Annotated in this window: 18 protein-coding genes and 1 pseudogene; 13 read left to right on the top strand and 6 right to left on the bottom strand. The window is 70.8% G+C overall.

Annotated elements, in window-relative coordinates; genetic code table 11:
* Positions 1 to 38: 38 nt before the first annotated feature.
* Entirely contained in the window at positions 39 to 1550 is a 1512-nt protein-coding gene (locus OG709_RS02785; RefSeq protein ID WP_250300251.1) for an acyl-CoA synthetase, read from the top strand.
* Here OG709_RS02785 and paaK read toward each other — a convergent pair.
* Positions 1504 to 2805: a phenylacetate--CoA ligase PaaK gene (paaK, locus tag OG709_RS02780; protein WP_329164650.1), complete on the bottom strand. Its 1302-nt coding sequence runs from the start codon at positions 2803 to 2805 to the stop codon at positions 1504 to 1506. The two genes, OG709_RS02785 and paaK, sit on opposite strands and share 47 nt — an antisense overlap.
* Before the next feature lie 183 nt (positions 2806 to 2988).
* Between paaK and aroQ the strand changes: the two genes are divergently transcribed.
* Complete coding sequence (gene aroQ, locus OG709_RS02775; RefSeq protein WP_250300247.1) at positions 2989 to 3585, top strand: gamma subclass chorismate mutase AroQ; 597 nt, start codon at positions 2989 to 2991, stop codon at positions 3583 to 3585.
* Between the two features lie 197 nt (positions 3586 to 3782).
* On the opposite strand, the gene OG709_RS02770 is transcribed toward aroQ, so the two are convergent.
* Positions 3783 to 5405, bottom strand: a complete 1623-nt coding sequence (locus OG709_RS02770) for an acyl-CoA synthetase (protein WP_250300245.1) — start codon at positions 5403 to 5405, stop codon at positions 3783 to 3785.
* A 165-nt stretch (positions 5406 to 5570) separates the two neighbouring features.
* On the opposite strand from OG709_RS02770, the gene OG709_RS02765 reads away from it, so the two are divergent.
* The 8 genes from OG709_RS02765 (at position 5571) to OG709_RS02730 (ending at position 13012) form a co-directional block, all read left to right on the top strand.
* Positions 5571 to 6371, top strand: coding sequence for a crotonase/enoyl-CoA hydratase family protein (locus OG709_RS02765; protein WP_250300243.1), 801 nt, complete (start codon positions 5571 to 5573; stop codon positions 6369 to 6371).
* A 97-nt stretch (positions 6372 to 6468) separates the two neighbouring features.
* Complete coding sequence (locus tag OG709_RS02760) at positions 6469 to 7425, top strand: Zn-ribbon domain-containing OB-fold protein (protein ID WP_266644425.1); 957 nt, start codon at positions 6469 to 6471, stop codon at positions 7423 to 7425.
* Positions 7425 to 8471, top strand: a complete 1047-nt coding sequence (locus OG709_RS02755) for a thiolase domain-containing protein (RefSeq protein ID WP_250300239.1) — start codon at positions 7425 to 7427, stop codon at positions 8469 to 8471. The genes OG709_RS02760 and OG709_RS02755 overlap by 1 nt, the downstream gene beginning before the upstream one ends.
* A 50-nt stretch (positions 8472 to 8521) precedes the next feature.
* The gene (locus OG709_RS02750; RefSeq protein WP_266644427.1) at positions 8522 to 9760 is read left to right on the top strand and encodes a thiolase domain-containing protein; all 1239 of its coding nucleotides are present in this window, start codon (positions 8522 to 8524) and stop codon (positions 9758 to 9760) included.
* A gap of 98 nt (positions 9761 to 9858) precedes the next feature.
* Positions 9859 to 10101 carry a DUF397 domain-containing protein gene (locus OG709_RS02745; RefSeq protein ID WP_250300237.1) on the top strand — a complete coding sequence of 81 codons (243 nt, stop codon included), beginning with the start codon at positions 9859 to 9861 and terminating at the stop codon, positions 10099 to 10101.
* A 114-nt stretch (positions 10102 to 10215) separates the two neighbouring features.
* On the top strand, positions 10216 to 10824 hold the full coding sequence (locus OG709_RS02740; protein ID WP_326695379.1) for a CGNR zinc finger domain-containing protein: 609 nt from the start codon (positions 10216 to 10218) through the stop codon (positions 10822 to 10824).
* Between the two features lie 124 nt (positions 10825 to 10948).
* Positions 10949 to 11449 (top strand): hypothetical protein, encoded by a 501-nt coding sequence (locus OG709_RS02735; RefSeq protein WP_250300233.1) that lies wholly within the window; start codon positions 10949 to 10951, stop codon positions 11447 to 11449.
* Positions 11450 to 11680: 231 nt separating this feature from the next.
* Complete coding sequence (locus OG709_RS02730; protein WP_329164648.1) at positions 11681 to 13012, top strand: N-acetylmuramoyl-L-alanine amidase; 1332 nt, start codon at positions 11681 to 11683, stop codon at positions 13010 to 13012.
* 127 nt (positions 13013 to 13139) lie between these two features.
* Here OG709_RS02730 and OG709_RS02725 read toward each other — a convergent pair whose 3' ends face one another.
* The gene (locus OG709_RS02725) at positions 13140 to 14279 is read right to left on the bottom strand and encodes an aminoglycoside phosphotransferase family protein (RefSeq protein WP_250300231.1); all 1140 of its coding nucleotides are present in this window, start codon (positions 14277 to 14279) and stop codon (positions 13140 to 13142) included.
* A 231-nt stretch (positions 14280 to 14510) separates the two neighbouring features.
* On the opposite strand from OG709_RS02725, the gene OG709_RS02720 reads away from it, so the two are divergent.
* Entirely contained in the window at positions 14511 to 16007 is a 1497-nt protein-coding gene (locus OG709_RS02720) for a DNA-binding protein NsdB (RefSeq protein ID WP_250300229.1), read from the top strand.
* Between the two features lie 57 nt (positions 16008 to 16064).
* Here OG709_RS02720 and OG709_RS02715 read toward each other — a convergent pair whose 3' ends face one another.
* Positions 16065 to 17519, bottom strand: coding sequence for a PP2C family protein-serine/threonine phosphatase (locus tag OG709_RS02715; protein ID WP_329164646.1), 1455 nt, complete (start codon positions 17517 to 17519; stop codon positions 16065 to 16067).
* 248 nt (positions 17520 to 17767) lie between these two features.
* Here OG709_RS02715 and OG709_RS02710 point away from each other — a divergent pair, with 248 nt between their 5' ends.
* Positions 17768 to 18028 carry a type B 50S ribosomal protein L31 gene (locus tag OG709_RS02710; RefSeq protein ID WP_329164644.1) on the top strand — a complete coding sequence of 87 codons (261 nt, stop codon included), beginning with the start codon at positions 17768 to 17770 and terminating at the stop codon, positions 18026 to 18028.
* 376 nt (positions 18029 to 18404) lie between these two features.
* Positions 18405 to 18812 (top strand): annotated as a pseudogene (locus tag OG709_RS02705) (hypothetical protein); the annotation flags it as partial.
* 139 nt (positions 18813 to 18951) lie between these two features.
* On the opposite strand, the gene OG709_RS02700 reads toward OG709_RS02705, so the two are convergent.
* Together OG709_RS02700 and OG709_RS02695 are read right to left on the bottom strand one after the other, a co-directional pair.
* Positions 18952 to 19992: an NAD(P)-dependent alcohol dehydrogenase gene (locus OG709_RS02700; RefSeq protein WP_250300223.1), complete on the bottom strand. Its 1041-nt coding sequence runs from the start codon at positions 19990 to 19992 to the stop codon at positions 18952 to 18954.
* A gap of 63 nt (positions 19993 to 20055) precedes the next feature.
* Positions 20056 to 20823, bottom strand: a complete 768-nt coding sequence (locus tag OG709_RS02695) for an SDR family NAD(P)-dependent oxidoreductase (RefSeq protein WP_266644434.1) — start codon at positions 20821 to 20823, stop codon at positions 20056 to 20058.
* Positions 20824 to 20837: the final 14 nt, after the last annotated feature.

Here is a 20837-nt window from a genome sequence, read left to right as displayed (position 1 = left end):
CCCTTGACCCCCGCCCCGGCAAACCGCAGGATCACGCCATGACAGGTGTACGCAGCAGCACAGTCGACGGAATCCTGCGCCGCAGCGCGAGGCGGGTGCCCGAGCGCACCGCGGTCCACTACGGGGACCGCTCGTGGACCTACGCCCGGCTCGACGAGGCGGTCACCACCGCAGCCGCCGTACTGGCGGAGCACGGCCTGCGCCCCGGCGACCGGGTCGCCTCCTACGGCCACAACTCGGACGCCTACCTCATCGGCTTCCTCGCCTGCGCCCGCGCGGGCCTGATCCACGTCCCGGTGAACCAGAACCTCACCGGTGACGACCTCGCGTACATCCTCGGTCAGTCGGGCAGCGCCCTGGTCCTCACCGATCCGGCCCTCGCGGCGCGGATCCCCGAAGGCGTAGCGGTACGGCTGCTGCGCGACAGCGACGACTCGCTGCTCGCCGAGCTGGCCACGCCCCGGCCCTTCACCCCGGACCGCGAACCCGAGGCCGAGGACCTGGTCCAACTGCTCTACACCTCGGGCACCACCGCACTCGCCAAGGGCGCGATGATGACGCACCGGGCACTCGTGCACGAGTACGTCAGCGCCATCACCGCGCTGGGCCTGCACGAGACGGACCGGCCGCTGCACTCCCTGCCGCTCTACCACTCGGCCCAACTGCACGTCTTCCTGCTGCCGTACCTCGCGGTGGGCGCCGAGAACACGATCCTGGACGCCCCCGACGCCACGCGGATCTTCGACCTGGTCGAGTCGGGACGCGCGGACAGCCTCTTCGCCCCGCCCACCGTGTGGATCGCCCTCGCGAACCACCCCGACTTCGGGTCCCGTGATCTGACCGGACTCCGCAAGGCGTTCTACGGCGCCTCGATCATGCCGGTGCCCGTCCTGGGACGGCTGCGCGCCCGCCTGCCGGGACTGGGCTTCTCCAACTGCTTCGGGCAGAGCGAGATCGGCCCGCTCGCCATGGTCCTGGGCCCCGACGAGCACGAGGGCCGGATGGACGCCTGCGGCAGGCCCGTCCTCTTCGTCGAGGCCAGGGTGGTCGACGAGCAGGGCGCCGAGGTGCCGGACGGGACCTCGGGCGAAGTCGTCTACCGCTCCCCGCAGCTGTGCGAAGGCTACTGGGACCAGCCGCAGGAGACGGCGGACGCCTTCCGCGACGGCTGGTTCCACTCCGGTGACCTGGCCGTGCGCGACGCACAGGGGTACTTCACGGTCGTCGACCGGGTGAAGGACGTCATCAACTCCGGTGGCGTACTGGTCGCTTCGCGCCAGGTCGAGGACGCGCTCTACACCCACCCCGGCGTCGCCGAGGCGGCGGTCGTCGGGCTGCCCGACGAGCGCTGGATCGAGGCCGTCACCGCCGTGGTCGTGGCGCGCGGCGACGTCACCGAGGCCGAACTGCTCGCCCACACCCGGGAGAAGCTTCCGCACTTCAAGGCCCCGAAACGGGTGCTCTTCGTCGATGGTCTGCCGCGCAACGCCAGCGGGAAGATCCTCAAGCGCGAGCTGCGGGACCGTTTCGCAGATCCACGATCCGCCTGATCTTGCCGACGGACCGTTCGAGCACCTCGGGGTCGACGACCTCCACCCCGGCCGAGACCCCGATGGACTCCTTCACGGCCGCGGCGACGCTACGGGCCGCCGCGGCCCGGATCCCGGGCGCGGCGTCCGGCCGCGCCTCCACCCGTACGGTCAGCGCGTCCAGCCGGCCCTCCCGGGTCAGCCGCAGCTGGAAGTGCGGGGCGAGACCGGGCGTACGGAGCAGGATCTCCTCGACCTGCGTGGGGAAGAGGTTCACTCCCCGAACGATGATCAGGTCGTCGCTGCGCCCGGTGATCCGCTCCATTCGCCGGAACACCCTGGCCGTGCCGGGCAGCAGCCGGGTCAGGTCGCGCGTCCGGTAGCGGATCACCGGCATGGCCTCCTTGGTGAGCGAGGTGAACACCAGCTCCCCCTGCTCCCCGTCCGGCAGGACCTCACCGGTGACCGGGTCGACGACCTCGGGGTAGAAGTGGTCCTCCCAGATGTGGAGCCCGTCCTTGGTCTCGACGCACTCCGATGCGACACCGGGCCCCATGACCTCCGAGAGCCCGTAGATGTCGACGGCGTCGATGGCGAACCGCTCCTCGATCTCGCGCCGCATCTCCTCGGTCCACGGCTCGGCCCCCAGGATGCCGGCCTTGAGCGAGGTGGTCCGCGCGTCGATGCCCTGACGTTCGAACTCGTCCAGCAGGGTGAGCAGGTAGGTCGGCGTCACCATGATGATCTCGGGGCGGAAGTCCTGGATCAGCTGAACCTGACGTGAGGTCATCCCGCCGGACGCGGGGATCACGGTGCAGCCGAGCCGCTCGGCGCCGTAATGCGCCCCGAGGCCGCCGGTGAACAGCCCGTATCCGTACGCCACATGCACCTTGTCACCGGGCCGGCCGCCGGCCGCACGGATCGAACGGGCCACCAGGTCCGCCCAGGTGGACAGGTCGCCTTCGGTGTAGCCGACGACCGTCGGGCGGCCGGTCGTGCCGCTGGAGGCATGGATACGGCGGACGTCGGCCTGCGGTACGGCGAACATCCCGAAGGGGTAGTGGTCGCGCAGATCGGCCTTGACGGTGAACGGGAAACGGGCGAGATCGGCGAGCGTGCGGCAGTCGTCGGGGCGCAACCCCGCCCGGTCGAAGGACTCGCGGTAGAAGGCGACGTTCTCGTACGCGTGCCGCAGCGAGGCGCGCAGGCGCTCGGTCTGCAGTGCTTCGAGCTCTTCACGACTGAGCCGTTCCGCCGCGTCCAGCAGAGCTGCCATGGGGTCACTCCCGTCCCAACCGGACGACCGATCATTCGGTCGATCTGTTCGTGATCAGTAATTCAGGAGCGGGGTGGGGCGTCAAGGGATGTGCGGGGACTCCCGGCGGCGCGCGTCCTCCCGGGGGAGTGGTGGGCAACGCCCCTACGATCGAGGCCGAACCGGCCGATCAAGGGGCGAACCGTGCAGCTGACCACACCACTTGTCGCCGTGCTGGCCGCGGGCGCCGTGGCAGCCGTGCTGAGCGCCGGGGCCGGACCGGCTGCCGCGGCGCCGGGCCCCGGTACTCCCGCGGGAACCGTTGCCCGGCTCGATCCGGTCGCCGCACTCTCCGCCCAGCGGCTGCGCACCGCCGACCTGGTGGCCGCAGCCAAGTACGGAACGGGCAGCCCCGTCGACGACCCGGCCCGGGAGCGGTCGGTCCTCGACGCGGCGGCGCGGCAGGTGCGCGGGCTGGGGGTGGACCCCGGAGCGACCCGGCGGATCTTCCGGGACCAGATCGAGGCGAACAAGGACGTGCAGCGCGCACTCATCCGTGCCTGGGACGCCGAGCCGTCGAAGGCCCCGGCCCGGCGGCCGGACCTGGCCGTGGTGCGCGCCGAGATCAACCGTGTCAACGGCGCGCTCGTCCGGGCGGTCGCCGACGCGTCGGCCGACCGCGCCGCACCGTTCTGCGGCGCCGGACTGGCGCTCTCGGCCCTGCACGCGCGTCGCACCGAGCGGCTGGACACCCTGCACACGGTGGCGCTGGCCCGCTCACTGCGGTCGGTCTGCGGCTGAGGGACGCGAGGCCGCGGCCGGTCGCGCGATCAGCAGCGACAGCAGGTGGCCGCCCCGCACGCAGCTCCGACAGCGACCCGGAGCGGCGCGTACGAGCCGAAGGTGTTTCGTGTCCATCTGCACGAGGCGCTCGGGGTGTCCCCGAGCGCCTGCCGTGCGACGTTCCGCGGGCCCGGCAAGGGCCGGCCGGGCAGACCCTATTCGGCCGCCACCGCCACCCCGCGCGCCCAGCGGTAGTCGGCCTTGCCGCTCGGCGACCGCTGGATCTCCGGCGCGATCACCAGCTGGCGGGGGACCTTGTATCCGGCGATCCTGGTGCGGCAGTGGGCCTGGATCTCGTCGAGGCTGGGCTCGTCCGCCCCGGAGCGCACCTGCACCACGGCCGCCACATGGTTGCCCCACTTGGCGTCCGGCACCCCGGCCACCAGGGCGTCGTACACATCGGGGTGGGACTTGAGCGCCTGCTCGACCTCTTCCGGATACACCTTCTCGCCGCCGGTGTTGATGCACTGCGAGCCACGCCCCAGGACGGTGACGATGCCCTCCTCGTCGACGGTTGCCATGTCACCGAGCAGCACCCAGCGCTCCCCGTCGGCCTCGAAGAAGGTCTCCGCGGTCTTCTTCGGGTCGTTGTAGTAGCCGAGCGGGACATGCCCGCGCTGGGCGATCCGGCCCACCTCCCCGACGGCGACCCGGCGGTACGTGGCCGGATCGACCACCGCCGTACGGGAGTTCATCCGCAGCCTGAACCCCTTGTCCGGGCCCGAGTCGGGTGTCGCGGTGCCGTTGAACCCGGACTCCGACGAACCGAAGTTGTTGAGCAGCATGGCGTTCGGCACGAGTTCCTGGAACTGCGCGCGCACCGTGTCCGACATGATCGCGCCCGAGCTGGAGACGCTGAACAGCGCCGAGCAGTCCGTGCCTTCGAGCGGCCCCCGGAGGGCGTCGACCAGCGGGCGCAGCATCGCGTCGCCGACCAGCGACACGCTGGTGACCTTCTCCTTCTCGATCGTACGGAGCACCTCGTCGGGCACGAACTTCCGGTGGATGACGATGCGCTGACCGAAGTTCAGGGCGATGAAGGCGGTGAGGGTGGAGGTGCCGTGCATCAGCGGGGGCGTGGGGAAGAAGGTGATCCCGTCGCCGCCCGCGGCCACCCGCTCGGCCAGCTCCTCCGGCGTGCCGACCGGCTCACCCGTCGGGGCGCCGCCGCCGAGCCCGGAGAAGAACAGGTCCTCCGCACGCCACATCACCCCCTTGGGCATCCCCGTGGTGCCCCCGGTGTAGATGATGAACTGGTCGTCCGCGGACCGGGGTCCGAAGCCGCGTCCGGGCGCTCCCGCCGCCTCGGCCTCCGCATACGCCACCGGCGCGATCCCGGGCTCCGGCGCCCCCTCGGGAGGCGCCCCGACCCGTACGAGATGGCGCAGCTTCTCCGTCTGCGGCAGGGCAGCCGCCACCCGCTCGGTGAACTCCGCGTCGAAGACCAGCGCCGCGAGATCGGCGTCGCGGTAGAGGTAGACCAACTCGTCTTCCACGTAACGGTAGTTGACGTTGACCGGCACGATGCGCGCCTTGAGGCAGCCGAGCACCGTCTGCAGGTACTCCACCCCGTTGTAGAGGTGGAGCCCCAGATGCTCGCCGGGGCCGATGCCGCTGTCGATCAGATGGTGCGCGATGCGGTTGGCCGCGGTGTCCAGTTCGGCATAGGTGAGTCTGCGCTCCGCCCCCGTGCCGGGGTGGTCGATGAAGACGAGTGCCTCGCGGTCCGGGACCGCGTCGACGACGGACTCGAACAGGTCGGCAAGGTTGTACTCCACCACTTCTCCTGACGCCGGCGTCCAGTGACCCGCCGGTCATTACAGCGCCGCGCACGGAAAGTGGGAAGAGGCCCCGCGAAGAAATCTGACTGAGTGTCAGAAAACTATTGAACTGGAACCCCACCTCCTGCAACCTGTTCTACGTCTTGAGACGGGAGGACGGTCATGGGTGGTACCGAACACCTCACCGTGCGGCGTGAAGGCGCCACACTTGTGCTCACTCTGAACAGGCCCGAGGCGAAGAACGCGCTCTCGCTGCCGATGCTGGTCGGCCTGTACGACGGCTGGCTGGAGGCCGACGAGGACGACACGGTCCGCTCGGTGGTACTCACCGGAGCGGGCGGCGCGTTCTGCGCGGGCATGGACCTCAAGGCCCTCGCGGGCCGCGGAATGGAGGGCGACCAGTACCGGGACCGGTTGAAGGCCGACCCCGATCTGCACTGGAAGGCGATGCTCCGCCACCACCGCCCGCGGAAACCGGTGATCGCCGCGGTCGAGGGGTACTGCGTCGCGGGCGGCACGGAAATCCTTCAGGGCACCGACATCCGGGTCGGTGGCGAGAGCGCCACCTTCGGCCTCTTCGAGGTCAAGCGGGGGCTGTTCCCGATCGGCGGTTCGACCGTCCGGCTCCAGCGCCAGATCCCCCGTACCCACGCACTGGAAATGCTGCTCACCGGGCGCCCGTACACCGCCGCCGAAGCCGCCGCCGTCGGACTCATCGGGCATGTCGTCCCCGACGGCACCGCACTGGAGAAGGCCCTGGAGATCGCCGGACAGATCAACGACTGCGGGCCGCTCGCCGTCGAGGCCGTCAAGGCGTCGGTGTACGAGACCGCCGAGCTGACCGAGACCGAGGGGCTGAAGGCCGAACTGGCCCGTGGATGGCCGGTGTTCGACACGGCCGACGCCAAGGAGGGCTCCCGGGCCTTCGCCGAGAAGCGCCCGCCGGTCTACCGCCGGGCCTGACCCCGGGACGTCCTCGCCCCCCTTCCTCATGCCCCGCCCTCCCCTCCGGCGCCGCCGGAGCTACCCCCGCCCGCCGCGGAGAAATTGGAGCCCACCCATGACAGCCGCTCCCTCACCGGAGGTGCTCCGCGCCCCCCTCGTCGTCGAGTTCCCCTTCACCCGCTCCCTCGGGCCCGTGCAGAGCGCCTTCCTGACCGGACTGCGCGAGCGCACCGTCCTGGGGGTGCGGACCAGCGACGGCAAGGTCCTGGTACCCCCGGTCGAGTACGACCCGGTCACCGCCGACGAGATACGCGACCTCGTCGAGGTGGCCCCGACCGGGACGGTCACCACCTGGGCCTGGAATCCGGACCCGCGGCGCGACCAGCCGCTGGCCACCCCGTTCGCCTGGGTGCTGGTGAAACTCGACGGAGCCGACACCGCGCTGCTCCACGTCCTCGACGCGACGGGCCCCGACGCCGTCCGCACCGGGCAGCGGGTCCGCATCCGCTGGGCCGGTGAACGCACCGGCGCCATCACGGACATCGCCTGCTTCGAGCCGTACGAGGGCGAGCCCGGCGCCGCGACCCCGCACACCGGCGAGTTCGAGGACACGGTCACCGGCATCATCGCGCAGGCTCGCCTCGACTACGTCTACAGCCCCGGCCGCGCCCAGAGCGACTACATCAACGCCCTCGCCGGACGCAAGACCGTCGGCGAGCGCTGCCCGTCCTGCCGCAAGGTGTACGTACCTCCGCGCGGCGCCTGCCCCACCTGCGGAGTCGCGACGGACGAGCAGGTCGAGGTCGGCCCCGCGGGCACCCTCACGACGTACTGCATCGTCAACATCAAGGCCCGCGGTCTCGACATCGAAGTGCCCTACGTCTACGGGCACATCGCGCTGGACGGAGCCGGCCTCCCGCTGCACGGCCGCATCGGCGGCATCCCGTACGACCAGGTGCGGATGGGGCTGCGCGTCGAACCGGTGTGGACCGAGGGCGGGCGCTTCCCCGACCACTACCGGCCCACCGGCGAGCCCGACGCCGACTACGACACCTACAAGGAGCTGATCTGATGCGAGAGGTCGCGATCGTCGCCTTCGCGCAGACCGACCACCGGCGGAGCACCGACGACCTCTCCGAGGTCGAGATGGTGATGCCCGTCCTGCACGGCGTCCTCGCGCAGACCGGGCTGAAGGCGAGCGACATCGACTTCACCTGCTCCGGGTCGAGCGACTACCTCGCCGGACGGGCCTTCTCCTTCACCATGACGCTCGACGGGGTCGGTGCCTGGCCGCCCATCTCGGAGTCCCATGTGGAGATGGACGGGGCCTGGGCGCTGTACGAGGCCTGGGTCAAACTGCTCACCGGCGAGGCGGACACCGCGCTCGTCTACTCGTACGGCAAGTCCTCGCCCGGCGTGGTCAGGGACGTACTGACCCGGCAGCTCGACCCGTACTACGTCGCGCCGCTCTGGCCCGACTCGGTGGCGCTCGCCGCGCTCCAGGCACAGGCACTGATCGACGCGGGGGACACCGGGGAACCGGCGCTCGCCGAGATCGCGGCCCGCAGCCGGGGCGCCGCCGCGGACAACCCGCATGCCCAACTGCGCGGCGCCCGGCCGCAGGGCGGCTATGTCGTACAGCCGCTGCGCACCGGCGACTGCCCGCCCGTCGGGGACGGCGCGGCGGCCGTCGTCCTCGCCGCGGGGGACCGGGCCCGTGAGCTGTGCGGACGGCCCGCCTGGATCCGCGGGATGGACCACCGCATCGAGGCGCACAGCCTGGGCGTGCGCGACCTCACCGACTCGCCGTCCGCCCGGCTCGCCGCCGAGCGCGCCGGGGCCTTCGAACGCCCGGTGGACACCGCCGAACTGCACGCCCCGTTCTCCTCCCAGGAAGTCGTGCTGCGCAAGGCGCTGGACCTCGGCGACGACGTCCGCGTCAACCCGTCGGGCGGCGCGCTCGCCGCCAACCCCGTCATGGCGGCCGGGCTCATCCGGCTCGGCGAGGCAGCGGCCCGGATCCACCGGGGCGAGTCCGACCGCGCCCTGGCCCACGCCACGTCCGGCCCCTGTCTGCAACAGAACCTGGTCGCCGTCCTCGAAGGAGAGGCCCAGTGAGTCCACAAGGCGCAGTGAGTCCGCAAGGTGCAGCGAGTCCGCAAGGCGCAGTGAGTCGGCAAGGTGCAGCGGGTCCGCGGGGTGCAGCGGGTCCGCAGGGCGCGGCCGGGTCCCGGAGCGCGGCGCACAAGGAACCCGTCGCGGTCGTCGGTATCGGCCAGACCCACCATGTCGCGGCCCGGCACGACGTGTCCATCGCCGGGCTGGTCCGCGAGGCCGCCCGACGGGCGCTCGACGACGCCCAGTTGACGTGGTCGGACATCGACGCGGTCGTCATCGGCAAGGCGCCGGACTTCTTCGAGGGCGTGATGATGCCCGAGCTCTACCTCGCCGACGCGCTGGGCGCCGTCGGCAAGCCGATGATGCGGGTGCACACGGCGGGCTCGGTGGGCGGATCCACCGCGCTCGTCGCGTCCAACCTGGTCGCGGCCCGGGTGCACCGGACCGTTCTCACCCTCGCCTTCGAGAAGCAGTCCGAGTCCAACGCCATGTGGGGGCTCTCCCTGCCCGTTCCCTTCCAGCAGCCCCTGCTCGCCGGTGCGGGCGGATTCTTCGCCCCGCACGTGCGGGCGTACATGCGCCGGGCCGGAGCCCCCGACACCGTGGGCTCGCTCGTCGCGTACAAGGACCGCCGCAACGCGCTGAAGAACCCCTACGCGCATCTCCACGAGAAGGACATCACCCTGGAGAAGGTCCAGGCGTCGCCGATGCTCTGGGACCCGATCCGGTACTCCGAGACCTGCCCCTCGTCGGACGGCGCCTGCGCGATGGTCCTCACCGACCGTGCGGGCGCGGCCCGTTCACCGCAGCCGCCCGCCTGGGTGCACGGCGGTGCCATGCGCAGCGAGCCGACGCTGTTCGCGGGCAAGGACTTCGTGTCACCGCAGGCGGGCAAGGACTGCGCGGCCGATGTGTACCGGCAGGCCGGTATCACCGACCCGCGCCGGGAGATCGACGCCGTCGAGATGTACGTGCCGTTCTCCTGGTACGAGCCGATGTGGCTGGAGAACCTGGGATTCGCCGCCGAGGGCGAGGGCTGGAAACTCACCGAGTCCGGCGTCACCGAACTCGACGGAGACCTTCCGGTGAACCCCTCGGGGGGTGTTCTCTCCACCAACCCCATCGGCGCCTCCGGCATGATCAGGTTCGCCGAGGCGGCTCTGCAGGTGCGCGGACAGGCCGGGGAGCACCAGGTGGACGGTGCCCGCAAGGCGCTCGGGCACGCCTACGGCGGTGGCTCGCAGTTCTTCTCCATGTGGCTGGTGGGCTCGGAACCGCCCACCGGCTGACCGCCGCGGCCACGGTCACTGCGGCCGGCCGTGGCCTGTCCGGCGGGCGCGCCGATCGCTAGTGTGGCCTCGGACGACGAACCGGGAGGAGCACGGACGTGGCCGACAGCACCACCCCTCAGCGACCCCTTGTGGGCTGGGACAAGCCGGATCTCGATCTCACCGACGCCGACTGGCAGTCGGGGAGCCAGGGGCGGGGCGACGTTCAGATCGCCTTCGTCGAGGGGTTCATCGCGATGCGCAACGGCGGCAGGCCGGACAGCCCGTCGCTGATCTTCGACCCCGGCGAATGGCGGGCCTTCGTCCTGGGTGCGCGCGACGGCGACTTCGATCTGACCTGAGGCTGTCGGACGGGGCTGTCGGGCGGAGCTGTCGGTCGGCGCTGTCGGTCGGCGCTGTCGGGCGGGGCCCAGGGCCCGTTCCTAATGGTCATCGGCAGAGCTAGCATTACGGTCATGGCCGACGGCACTCTCGTACTCGATCTCGCCCTCACCGTCCGGCACGACGGACACGGGGGAGTGGCCGATGACCTGGAGCACCCCGAGGGGCTGAGCCGCTGGGTGCGTGATCATGCCGAAGTCCTGGCCGAGGTGCCCGGCGCCGGTGCCGTCGTCGCGGACGCCGAGACGCTCACGGCGGTCCGGGAGCTGCGCGCGGCCGTCCGGGCGCTGTTCGCCCGCGCGGTCGCTCCGGCGGCGCCGAGCCCCGCCGACGCCCGGCGTCTGCTGCCCCCGGAGGAGGCGCTCGCCAGGATCAACGCCGCGGCGGCGGCCGTCCCCACCGTGCCCGTCCTGCGCTGGCCGCAGGACGGGGAACCGGTCGCCGTACTGCGGCCGTCCTGTGCCGTCAGCGAGGAGCGCCAGGCGCTGACCGCCGCGCTCGCCCGCGCCGCCGTGGCCTTTCTGTCCGGACCGGACGCCGAGCGGCTGCGCGCCTGCCACGCCCCGCGCTGCGTGCGTTACTTCCTCAAGGAACACCCGCGTCAGGAGTGGTGCAAACCGTCCTGCGGGAACCGCGCCAGGGTGGCCCGTCACCACGAACGGCAGAAGTCGGCGAACCGGTAGCGGCCACCCGAGGGGCACCGTCGTCGACAGGGAGTACCGGGGGCGGCGCGGGCAGTGAATCCACCGGGTGCGGCCCCGGGTGCCCCGGCTTCGGCGGACCGCCCGGGGCACGTACCATGGCTGCATGTCCTTCCTCCGCCGCCGCAGCGCCGCCACTCCCGCGGGCCCGGATTTCGATGTCCTGGCCATGGACCCGGGTGACTGGCCCGGCAATCTCGGCGCCGGACTGCTTCCCGCTCCCGACGGCAGCTGCCAGGGCGTCTTCCTGCGGTACGACCTCTTCGGCGGCCGTGGACCCGCGATGATCATCGGCAATCTGCCGGAGGGCTCCCCGGCCCGGGAGCTCACCGACGGGCAGGTGCCCTTCGAGGTGGCGCAGCTGCTGGCGGCGCTGGAGAACGACGAGCCCATCGAGGTGCTCGACACCGAGGACACCCCGGTGATGCAGGGTGACAACCTCCTCATCGTGCGACGCCTGAAGCTCTCCGAAAGCCGCATCTCCTGCGTCCAGTTCGACCGCAGCGACAACGTCCTTGTCACGATCGCCAGTTGGGACCGGCCGATCACCGACGACCTGTACGCGCTGCTGAAGCCGCTGCCCGCCGAGATGTTCCAGCAGGGCTGACCGGCCCCGCTCCCGGTACCCGGAAGTCCGCCGGAACCGGCCGGACCCGCCTCCGTCAGAGCCTGGTTGTTCCTCCTTCTTCGCAGGTCAATGGCCATGCCAGTGGTCTGGACAACTGTTTCAACAGCCTTCTTGTGCGGCGCTCTTGACGCGCCTTCACCTCAGGTCCGAGAGTGCGCCCATACCGTTCGAGAGATCACCACGGCGCAACTCCCGGCAAGAAGGGCTGTCATGACGTCCCAGCAGAGGATCAGACTCGCGCTCGCGCTGACCGCCGCGAGCGCCTTCAGCCTCGCCCTCCTCAGCCCTGCCGCAGAGGCCCGCACGCAGGACAGCCGGCCGGAGTGTCCCCGTACCCTCGACTGCGAGTGGGTCCCCGCCGCCTACCAGCAGACGGGCGATCCCGCGGACAAGGAGACGTACGGCAGCTACGACACCGCCGACCGTCCGCACACCGGGAAGATCAAGTACATCGTCCTGCACGACACCGAGGAAACCTTCGACAGGACGCTGCAGATCTTCCAGGACCCGCACAACCAGACGTCGGCCCACTATGTGGTCCGCTCCGCCGACGGTCATGTGGCGCAGATGGTCAAGGACAAGGACGTCGCCTGGCAGGCCGGTAACTGGTACATCAACCAGCAGTCCATCGGCATCGAGCAGGAGGGCGTCGCCACCGAGGGCGCCAAGTGGTTCACCCCGGCGATGTACCGGTCGACGGCGCAGCTCGTGCGGTACCTCGCGGCCAAGTACGACATCCCGCTGGACCGCCAGCACATCATCGGTCACGACAACGTTCCGCCCACCAGCGCCGCGGGCGCCGCGGCCATGCACTGGGACCCCGGGACGTTCTGGGACTGGGACTACTTCATGTCCCTCGTGGGCGGACCCACCGTCCCGACCGCCGGACCCACGAGCCAACTGGTCACCGTCAGCCCGGTGTTCAAGCAGAACATCCAGTCCTTCCGCGACTGCGAGAAGAACATCGACCTCCCGGCCCAGCCCTCCAGCGCCGTGCCCCTGTACACCGAGCCCTCCACCAAGGCCCCGCTCTTCTCCGACCCCGGGCTGCACACCGACGGCTCGGCCGGCACCAACTGCATCGCCGACTGGGGAAGCAAGATCAGCGCGTCGCAGCAGGCCGTCGTGGCCGAGCGCAAGCCGGGCTGGACCGCGATCTGGTGGTACGGACAGAAGGCCTGGTTCCGGAGCCCGGAGCACACCAGGACCACCACACCGACCGGCGGCTACGTGGTCCGGCCGAAGGCGGGAAGGACCGATGTGCCGGTGTACGGCGTGGCCTACCCGGAGAAGAGCGAGTACCCGGCGGACTTCACCGCGGCGCACCTGGGCACCCCCCTGCAGTACACGATCAAGCAGGGCCAGGCGTACCCGGGCGGTGGCGAGGCCCCGACGGGCTACTACTACGCCCCGACCATCGACTCGTCCTACCCCTACGACCACACGTACTTCCCCGGCGGGACGAAGTACGTGACCGTGCAGATCGGTCACCGGGTGGCCTTCGTCAAGGCGTCCGACGTCGACATCGTGCGTACGCACTGAACTGGGGTTTTGCTCCTGCGGGCGGAGGGCGCGGAACAGCGTGGTGCGCGCCCGGTGTGTCGGCACCGGGCGCGCACCACGCGTCCCCCTCGCGATCCGGCTGGATCCGGCCGCGCCCCCCCGCGGCTCAGCGGGTGCCGACAGCCGCGCGCACGGCCCGCCGGGCCAGGGCGCAGTCGTCGTGCAGACGGCGCAGGAGCAGACGCTGCTCCTCGCCGTGGGACAGGAGCCCTGACTGGCTGTGGTGGCCCGCGCCGGTCGGGGCGGCCTCGCGCATGGTGCGCTGGACGGCCGTTTCGTACGTCCGGATCTCGCGGGTCAGCACCAGCATCAGATTCACCAGGAACGCGTCCCTGGACGCCGGTCCCCGGGACTGCGCCAGCTGACTGATCTGCCGCCGCGCCACCGGGGCCTCGCCGAGCACGGACCACAGCGTCGCCAGGTCGTACCCGGGCAGGTACCAGCCCGCGTGCTCCCAGTCGACCAGGACGGGACCCGTCGGCGACAGCAGGATGTTGGAGAGCAGCGCGTCACCGTGGCAGAACTCCCCGGTCCCCTGCCGCCCGCCCGAGTGCGCGAGACCGTGCAGCAGCTTCTGCAGATCCCCCAGGTCCCGGTCCGTGAAGAGACCGAGCTCGTGGTACCGGGAGATCCGTGAGGCGTAGTCGAGCGGCTGACCGAACAGCCCGCTCGGCGGTCGCCAGGCGTTGACCCGGGTGATCGCGGTCAGCACCGCCCGGATGTCCGCGCGGGGCGGAGCCTCCACCGGGTGGCGCTGAAGCCCCGCCGCCCGTCCGGCCATTCGCTCGATCACCAGCGTGCAGTTCTCGGGGTCGGCGGCGATGAGCCTCGGCACCCGGACCGGCGGACGGTGCCGGACGAAAGTGCGATACGTAGCTATTTCGTGGCGGAAGCTTTCCGACCAGGCGGGGGAGTGGTCCAGTAGACACTTGGCAACTGCGGTAGCACGCCCGGTTGTTCCGACGAGCAGTACCGAACGCCCGCTTCGGCGCAGTATCTGCACCGGGTTGAACTCCGGACAGATGCGTTGCACCGACGCGATCGCCATACGCAGCTGCGCGCCCTGGGGACCGGACAAGTCGAGTCTCCCGCTGAGCGGTTGGGTACCCGGTCCCGCTGCCCGCCGGACCCTGCCGGTGCCGAGCGCCGCTGCGGCCTGGGAAGGGTCGAGGTACGGTCCGCCACCGGCCGGAAGGGTGCGGTGCGGCCGAGGTGGGGCGGACACGGAGGACGATGCTGTGTACATGGGGATACAGATCCCTTCGTGTGCCGACGAGTTACGTGTGCTGCCCGCCCCGGCGGCCGGTACATACCCTGGGGAGTACGGTCGGCCGCCGGGTCGGGGTGGCGCGTTCCTACCTGACACCGGCGCGTGGGTGGCACACCATGTGGCGGACCCTGGCGAACCCTGGCGAATAGTCGCAACGCATCTGACAGGCGGTTACTGTCGGAACAGCCGAGAACCTGGGGGCTTGACGTGACCGGAGAACCCAACACCCGCCTGGCAGACCTGTTCGGCCTGGCCGGCTGGTCCAAGGGCGAACTCGCGAGACTCGTGAACCGGCAGGCGGCCGTGATGGGCCACCAGCAGCTGGCGACCGACACCTCGCGGGTGAGGCGCTGGATCGACATGGGTGAGAGCCCGCGTGATCCTGTACCGAAGGTGCTGGCAGCCCTGTTCACCGAGCGGCTCGGTCGTGTCGTGACCATCGAGGACCTCGGGTTCGTACGGCCTGGGCGCGCGGGGAAACGGCAGGCCGTCGGGAGCGCGGAACAGACAGCGAATCCGGACGGCCTCCCTTGGGCGCCAGAACGGACGGCAGCGGTCCTCACCGAATTCACGGGAATGGACCTCATGCTCAACCGACGCGGCTTGGTGGGCGCAGGCGCTGCGCTGACCGCAGGATCCGCACTCAGCAGCGCCATGCACGACTGGCTCCACACCGATCCGGCTCTCTCCTCCGACGCCCCACGTGTCGGCAATCCCCTGCACGCCGAGCCCGCCGGGTTCGACCGTTACGAGGCCGCCCCCATCGGGTCGCAGGAGATCGAGGCGCTGGAACACTCCGTCGAGATCTTCCGGGCCTGGGACGCCTCACGCGGCGGGGGACTCCAGCGCAAGGCGGTCGTGGGACAGCTCAACGAGGTGGGAGGCATGCTCTCCTACCGCCACCCCGACAACCTCCAGCGGCGCCTGTGGGGTGTCGCCGCCAACCTCGCCGTCCTCGCGGGCTGGATGTCCCACGACGTCGGTCTCGAACCCACGGCCCAGAAGTACTTCGTCATCGCCGCGCACGCGGCCCGCGAGGGCGGCGACCGGCCGCGCGCGGGCGAGGCCCTCTCCCGGGCCGCCCGTCAGATGGTCCACCTCGGCCGGCCGGACGACGCACTGGACCTGATGAAGCTCGCGCACGACGGTTCCGGCGAGCAGACCCTGCCGCGCACCCGCGCCATGCTGCACACCATCGAGGCCTGGGCGCAGGCTTCGATGGGCCGCGGCCAGGCCATGCGCCGCACCCTCGGCGAGGCCGAGGAACTGTTCGTGTCGGATCCGGGCGACGAGGCGCCGAGCTGGATGCAGATGTTCGACGAGGCGGATCTGCACGGCATGCAGGCCCTGGCCTTCCGTACGCTCGCCGAGCACGAACCCTCCGCCGCCACGACCGCGCAGCGCCACGCCAAGCGGGCGCTGGAGCTGCGGATCAACGGCCGCCAGCGTTCGAAGATCTTCGACTACATCTCCCTGGCCTCGGCGTGCTTCATCTCCGACGACCCGGAACAGGCCGACCGGTACGCCCGGCTCGCCCTGGTGTCGATGGGGGAGACCTCCTCGCACCGCACCTGGGACCGGCTGCGCGAGATGTACCGGCTGACCGGGCAGTACGCGAACCACCGGACCATCCAGGACCTTCGGGAGGAGATCGAACTCGCGCTGCCCAGGCAGGCGAAGCGCCCCAGGAGCGCGGAAGCGTAGCTCATGGAGCAGAGCGACCAGGAACAGCACGGGTGACCGGCCGAAGAGGCTGACCGGTCAGTGGTCGCCGACCCGGGCGACCAGCACACACGCGTCGTCCTGACGACGGTCGGTGTGGCCGCACTCCTCGATGACCAGCCGCATGCACTCCTGTGCGGTACCGGCGTCGGCGAACCGGGGCGCGAGTGCGAGCAGCCCGTCCGGGACCGGCTCGTCCGGGGCGCCGTGCGGCGTCAGTCCGGTGGTGTGCAGGACCAGCACGTCCCCGGCGTGGAGCTGCTCGACGGCCTGTCCGTACGTGGTCCCCGGCATGGCTCCGAGCAGCACGCCGCTCGGAGGTGTCAGCGCGCACCCCGCTCCCCCGCGGAACAGCAGGGGGGCGGGGTGTCCCGACTGCGACCAGACCAGGGTCCGTGCGGCCGGGTCGTACCGGCAGCAGAGGGCGCTGCCCAGTGCGGGCTGCGCGGACGTTTCCAGCAGCTGGTTGAGGTGGCCCATGAGGGGGCCGGGGTCGATGCCGGCCACGGCCAGACCGCGCAGCGCACCGAGCATCATCGCCATCCCGGAGGTGGCACTCACCCCGTGGCCGGTGAGGTCGCCCACGGTGAGCAGCGAGCGCCCGTCGGGGAGTTCCATCGCGTCGTACCAGTCGCCGCCGATCAGGGTGTGGGCGGCGGACGGCAGGTAGTGCGCCGCCAGGTCGAGCGTCGCGGGTCCGTCCTGCGGGAGCTGGACCGAGCCGCGCCAGGGCGGCAGTACGGCTTCCTGGAGCTCGACGGCGACCTGGCGTTCCGTCCGGGCGATGTGCTGCCGGCGCTGGAGGGAGTCCTCCGTCTCACGTACCGTGAGCTGGCTGCGCCGGAGGTCGCTCACGTCCCGCAGGACCGCCCACATGGAAGCGGTGCAGCCGTCGCCGTCGAGCACCGGCTCGCCCATCATGTGCAGGGTCCGGGGCGTCCCGTCGGGCCGCACGATCCGGAACTCCCCGTCGATCGGCTTTCCGTCGACGAGGCAGTCGGTGACCATCGCCATGAGCCGCGGCTGGTCCTCGGCCGTCAGTACGGAGGGGAGCTCGTCCAGTGAGAGCGGTCCGCTCTCCGGCGGGCGCCCGAAGATCTGGTACAGCTCGTCGGACCAGCTGACCTCGTCGGTGAGGAGGTCCCAGTCGGCGCTGCCGACGCGGCTGAGCAGCGAACCGGGCGGCTGGTCGGTCACCGGGTGGGCGAAGGCGCCACTCCCGGAGATCTCGTCGGCCAGTCCGTCCATCCCGTCCGCCGGGAGGCCTTCCTTGAGCTGGCCCAGATGCGTGCCCAGATCGTCGAGATGGTGGACGGCCAGGTCGCACAGGGCCCGCTGCCAGCGGCCCTGGACGTTGTCGTCGTCCGCCACGGCGTCGCGCCGCACGGCGTCCATGTCACCGCGCAGTCGGCGGGTCCGGGTGATGAGCGCGTCGACCGCGCCCCGCTCGGGTGGCTGCGGGGCGGGACGGTCCGCGAACACATGGGACGGCATGACGTACTCCGATACGGGCGCGGCGCGGCCAGGGCTGCGGGATGGACCGTTACGACTGTTGCACAGCCCGCGACAGCCTGTAAGGGAATTGGCGACACTCGATGTGGTGGTGCTTCTGGCATATGCCCCAGGCCGACCGGAGGGGCGGGGAATTCGGGCGTGGTCCGCTGTGTTGTACGGGTGGATCCACTAATGGAAACGACAATCATTAGTGCTCAGGACTGGCTCGCACCAAGGAAGGATCTCGCATGAAGTCTCGTATTCACCCCGTCTCCCGTCCGGTCGTCTTCCGTGACCGTGCCGCGGACTCCGCATTCCTGGCGCGTTCCACGGTCGATTCCGCGAAGTTCACGGAATGGGAGGACGGGAACACGTACCCCGTCGTCGACGTGGAGATCTCGTCGGAGAGTCATCCCTTCTACACCGGCAGGGCCAGGGTGCTGGACACCGCGGGCCGGGTGGAGCGCTTCGAGCGCCGCTACGGCGGGGCCGTCCGGCCGCTCCGGTGACCTCGTCCGGCAGAGTGCCGCAGCTCACATCCGGAAATGTGCCGGAAGCCGGAACGTTCCGGCACTGTTCACCGTTTATCCCTATGTGGGTACGACGGCGACGCCGTCCGTATCCGCCCCGAAACCGCCCCGGCTGGCCTCCCCCGACCAGTCGGGGCACTTCTGTCCGTGCGCCGGACGGCATCCGAGGGGTCACTGTTTTTCGGCCATGCCGGGCGCTGGATATGCCGGGGATATGGCCAGAACCACATGGTGACAATGGGCTGGGAGAGAAGATACTCGTTGACTGAGAAGGTTGAATTCTGTGCGATTCATTCCTGATCAGCCAATGAACCGCGTTCACTGCCTAGCCGCAAACTGCCCTGGGGGAGTGGCTGTGCACGACGAATTCCTGTGCCACGTCACCGCGTACGGTGTCTGCGGTGGTCGGCGCGTCGGTGTGCCACTGGGAACGTACCGGGCACCCACCCTGCCGCTGGCCCTGTGGTGGCTGCGGGACCGCGCCACCTGGATCTCGGAGCGGCTGGATCCCCGTCCGGACAGCGCCGGTCTCCCGGCGCGGGCCCTGTTCGAGCTGCCGGCGGACGCGCCCGACGTGCCAGGGGCGTTCCGTGCCTGGCGGGACGGTGCGGGACCGCAGCGAAAGGCCGCCGAAGTGCTGGCCGGCGGCGGCCTCATGCGGTTCGCGATCCACGACGACACGACGGAGTACGAACTGCTCGCCGAGTCGGTCGACGCGCTGCGGATGCAGCGCGCCGTTCCCTCACTCGTACCGTCGGTGGCCGAATCGGAAGCGGACCACCGCGGCCCCCTGGTGATGCATACGCAGGGCGGGAGCCACGGTGATTTCCGTTCCGCTCAATGGGAGGGTCTCCCCTCGGGAGCTGCCCTGCTGGCCATGCTGAGCAGCTCCACCGTGGTGTTCAGCTCTGCGGCAGGATGACCGCCCGGCCATTGATCTTTCCGGCGTGCAGCCTTTCGTAGGCGAGCGGCGCCTCGTCGATGGAGTACGTCTCCACGTGGACGTCCACCGCTCCGGCGCGTGCGAGGTCGAGCACCTCCGTGAGCTCTGAACGCGAGCCCCAGTAGGGCGCGGTGACCGAGACCTCGAAGGGGAGTGCCCCGAATCCGACGGGCAGCGTGCCGCCGCCGATCCCGACCAGCGTGACATCGGCCTCCACACCGGCCATCGCGCCGGCCATCGCCACGGTGGGCGGGACACCGACGAAGTCGAAGACCGCCTGGGCGCCGAGCCCGCCGGTCAGCGCGCGGACCGCCGCCGCGGCCTTGTCGTCCGAGAGCACCGCTTCGTGGGCGCCGACCGTCTTCGCGAGCGCGAGCTTGTCCTCGGTGACGTCCAGGGCGATGACCCGCGCGGCGGTCATCGCGCGCAGCAGCTGGATGGCCACGTGCCCGAGCCCGCCGGTGCCGATGACCACCGCGGTGGTCCCGGGCGTGAGCTTCGGCAGCGAGCGCTTGATCGCGTGGTACGGCGTCAGACCGGCATCGGTGAGCGGGACGGCCTTGACCGGGTCGAGGCCACCGAGCGGTACGAGATGGCGGGCACTGTCCACGATCATGTACTCGGCCATCGCGCCGGGAGCGCCGAGTCCGGGCGGACGGATGCCCAGCTCATCGGCGCGCAGGCAGTAATTCTCCTTGCCCTCGGCGCACTTGACGCAGTTGCCGCAGCCCCACGGACCGTAGACGGCGACCGGGTCGCCGATGGTGAGGCCGGTGACCCCGGCGCCGAGCGCGGCGACCGTGCCGGCGCCCTCGTGCCCGAGGGTGAGGGGAAGGTCGTACGGCAAGCTGTCCGCGGGCCGGCTCATCACGGCGAAGTCCGAGTGACAGACGCCCGCGGCGGTGACCTTCAGCAGCACCTGGCCAGGGCCCGGCTCCGGATCGGGGATGGTGACGACCTCGGGTGCGGCGCCGACCGTGCGGTACTGAACTGCTTTCATCGTGTGCTCCTCAACTGTGCGGCAGGCGCCGGTCCCCGTACCCGGACCCTGCGGTGAATCCGGTCAGCGTGCGGCGTAGCCGCCGTCGACGAGGTGGTAGCTGCCGTGGATGAACGAGGCGCGGTCCGACAGCAGGAACACCGTCAGTTCGGCCACTTCCTCAGCTGTTCCCAGCCGGCCCGCGGGGTGCAGCGAGATCAGCTGCTCGCGCATCGGGTTGTCGGTGTGGCGCAGCAGCGGGGTGTCGATGAAGCCCGGCCCCACGGCGTTCACACGGATGTTCTGCGCCGCGTATTCGAGGGCGGCGGTCTTGGTGAGTCCCACGACGCCGTGCTTCGCCGCGACGTAGGCGGGCGATCCCGCGAAGCCGTTGGTGCCGAGGATCGAGGCCATGTTGACGATCGCGCCACCACCGGCGGCCAGGATCGCGGGCAGCTCGTACTTCAGCGAGTAGAAGACTCCGTTGAGGTTGGTGTCGATGACGCGCTGCCAGTCGGCCACCTCGTAGGCGCCGGTGGGCACGCTGGGGCCGCCGATCCCGGCGTTGTTCACGGCCAGGTGCAGTGCGCCGAAGGTGTCGACGGCGTGCTGGACCGCGCGCTCCACCGAGGCGGGGTCGGTGACGTCGACGGCGACCGCGGTGGCGCGGGCACCCGACTTCTCCAGCTCGGCGGCGGCCTCGCGGGCGCCTTCCTCGTTGTAGTCGGCCACGACGACGGCGGCGCCGCCGTCGGCGAGCCGGCGGGCTACGGCGAGGCCGATGCCGGACGCGGCGCCCGTGACCAGTGCGGTCCGGCCGGTGAACTCAGCTGTGGGGGTGGTGTTGCTCATGGTGCGTGTGTTCC

This window comes from Streptomyces sp. NBC_01267 (assembly GCF_036241575.1).
Lineage (GTDB): Bacteria > Actinomycetota > Actinomycetes > Streptomycetales > Streptomycetaceae > Streptomyces.
The sequence above is the reverse complement of the archived record's forward strand: the minus strand, read 5'-3'. Positions and strand labels throughout refer to the sequence as shown.

What these genes read in the sequence shown, in the direction of transcription:
- OG709_RS02785 (WP_250300251.1), top strand. Translation starts at nt 39, where the DNA reads ATGACAGGTGTACGCAGCAGCACAGTCGACGGAATCCTGCGCCGCAGC.
- paaK (WP_329164650.1), bottom strand. Translation starts at nt 2,805, where the DNA reads ATGGCAGCTCTGCTGGACGCGGCGGAACGGCTCAGTCGTGAAGAGCTC.
- OG709_RS02765 (WP_250300243.1), top strand. Translation starts at nt 5,571, where the DNA reads ATGGGTGGTACCGAACACCTCACCGTGCGGCGTGAAGGCGCCACACTT.
- OG709_RS02760 (WP_266644425.1), top strand. Translation starts at nt 6,469, where the DNA reads ATGACAGCCGCTCCCTCACCGGAGGTGCTCCGCGCCCCCCTCGTCGTC.
- OG709_RS02755 (WP_250300239.1), top strand. Translation starts at nt 7,425, where the DNA reads ATGCGAGAGGTCGCGATCGTCGCCTTCGCGCAGACCGACCACCGGCGG.
- OG709_RS02740 (WP_326695379.1), top strand. Translation starts at nt 10,216, where the DNA reads ATGGCCGACGGCACTCTCGTACTCGATCTCGCCCTCACCGTCCGGCAC.
- OG709_RS02735 (WP_250300233.1), top strand. Translation starts at nt 10,949, where the DNA reads ATGTCCTTCCTCCGCCGCCGCAGCGCCGCCACTCCCGCGGGCCCGGAT.
- OG709_RS02730 (WP_329164648.1), top strand. Translation starts at nt 11,681, where the DNA reads ATGACGTCCCAGCAGAGGATCAGACTCGCGCTCGCGCTGACCGCCGCG.
- OG709_RS02725 (WP_250300231.1), bottom strand. Translation starts at nt 14,279, where the DNA reads ATGTACACAGCATCGTCCTCCGTGTCCGCCCCACCTCGGCCGCACCGC.
- OG709_RS02715 (WP_329164646.1), bottom strand. Translation starts at nt 17,519, where the DNA reads ATGCCGTCCCATGTGTTCGCGGACCGTCCCGCCCCGCAGCCACCCGAG.
- OG709_RS02710 (WP_329164644.1), top strand. Translation starts at nt 17,768, where the DNA reads ATGAAGTCTCGTATTCACCCCGTCTCCCGTCCGGTCGTCTTCCGTGAC.
- OG709_RS02700 (WP_250300223.1), bottom strand. Translation starts at nt 19,992, where the DNA reads ATGAAAGCAGTTCAGTACCGCACGGTCGGCGCCGCACCCGAGGTCGTC.
- OG709_RS02695 (WP_266644434.1), bottom strand. Translation starts at nt 20,823, where the DNA reads ATGAGCAACACCACCCCCACAGCTGAGTTCACCGGCCGGACCGCACTG.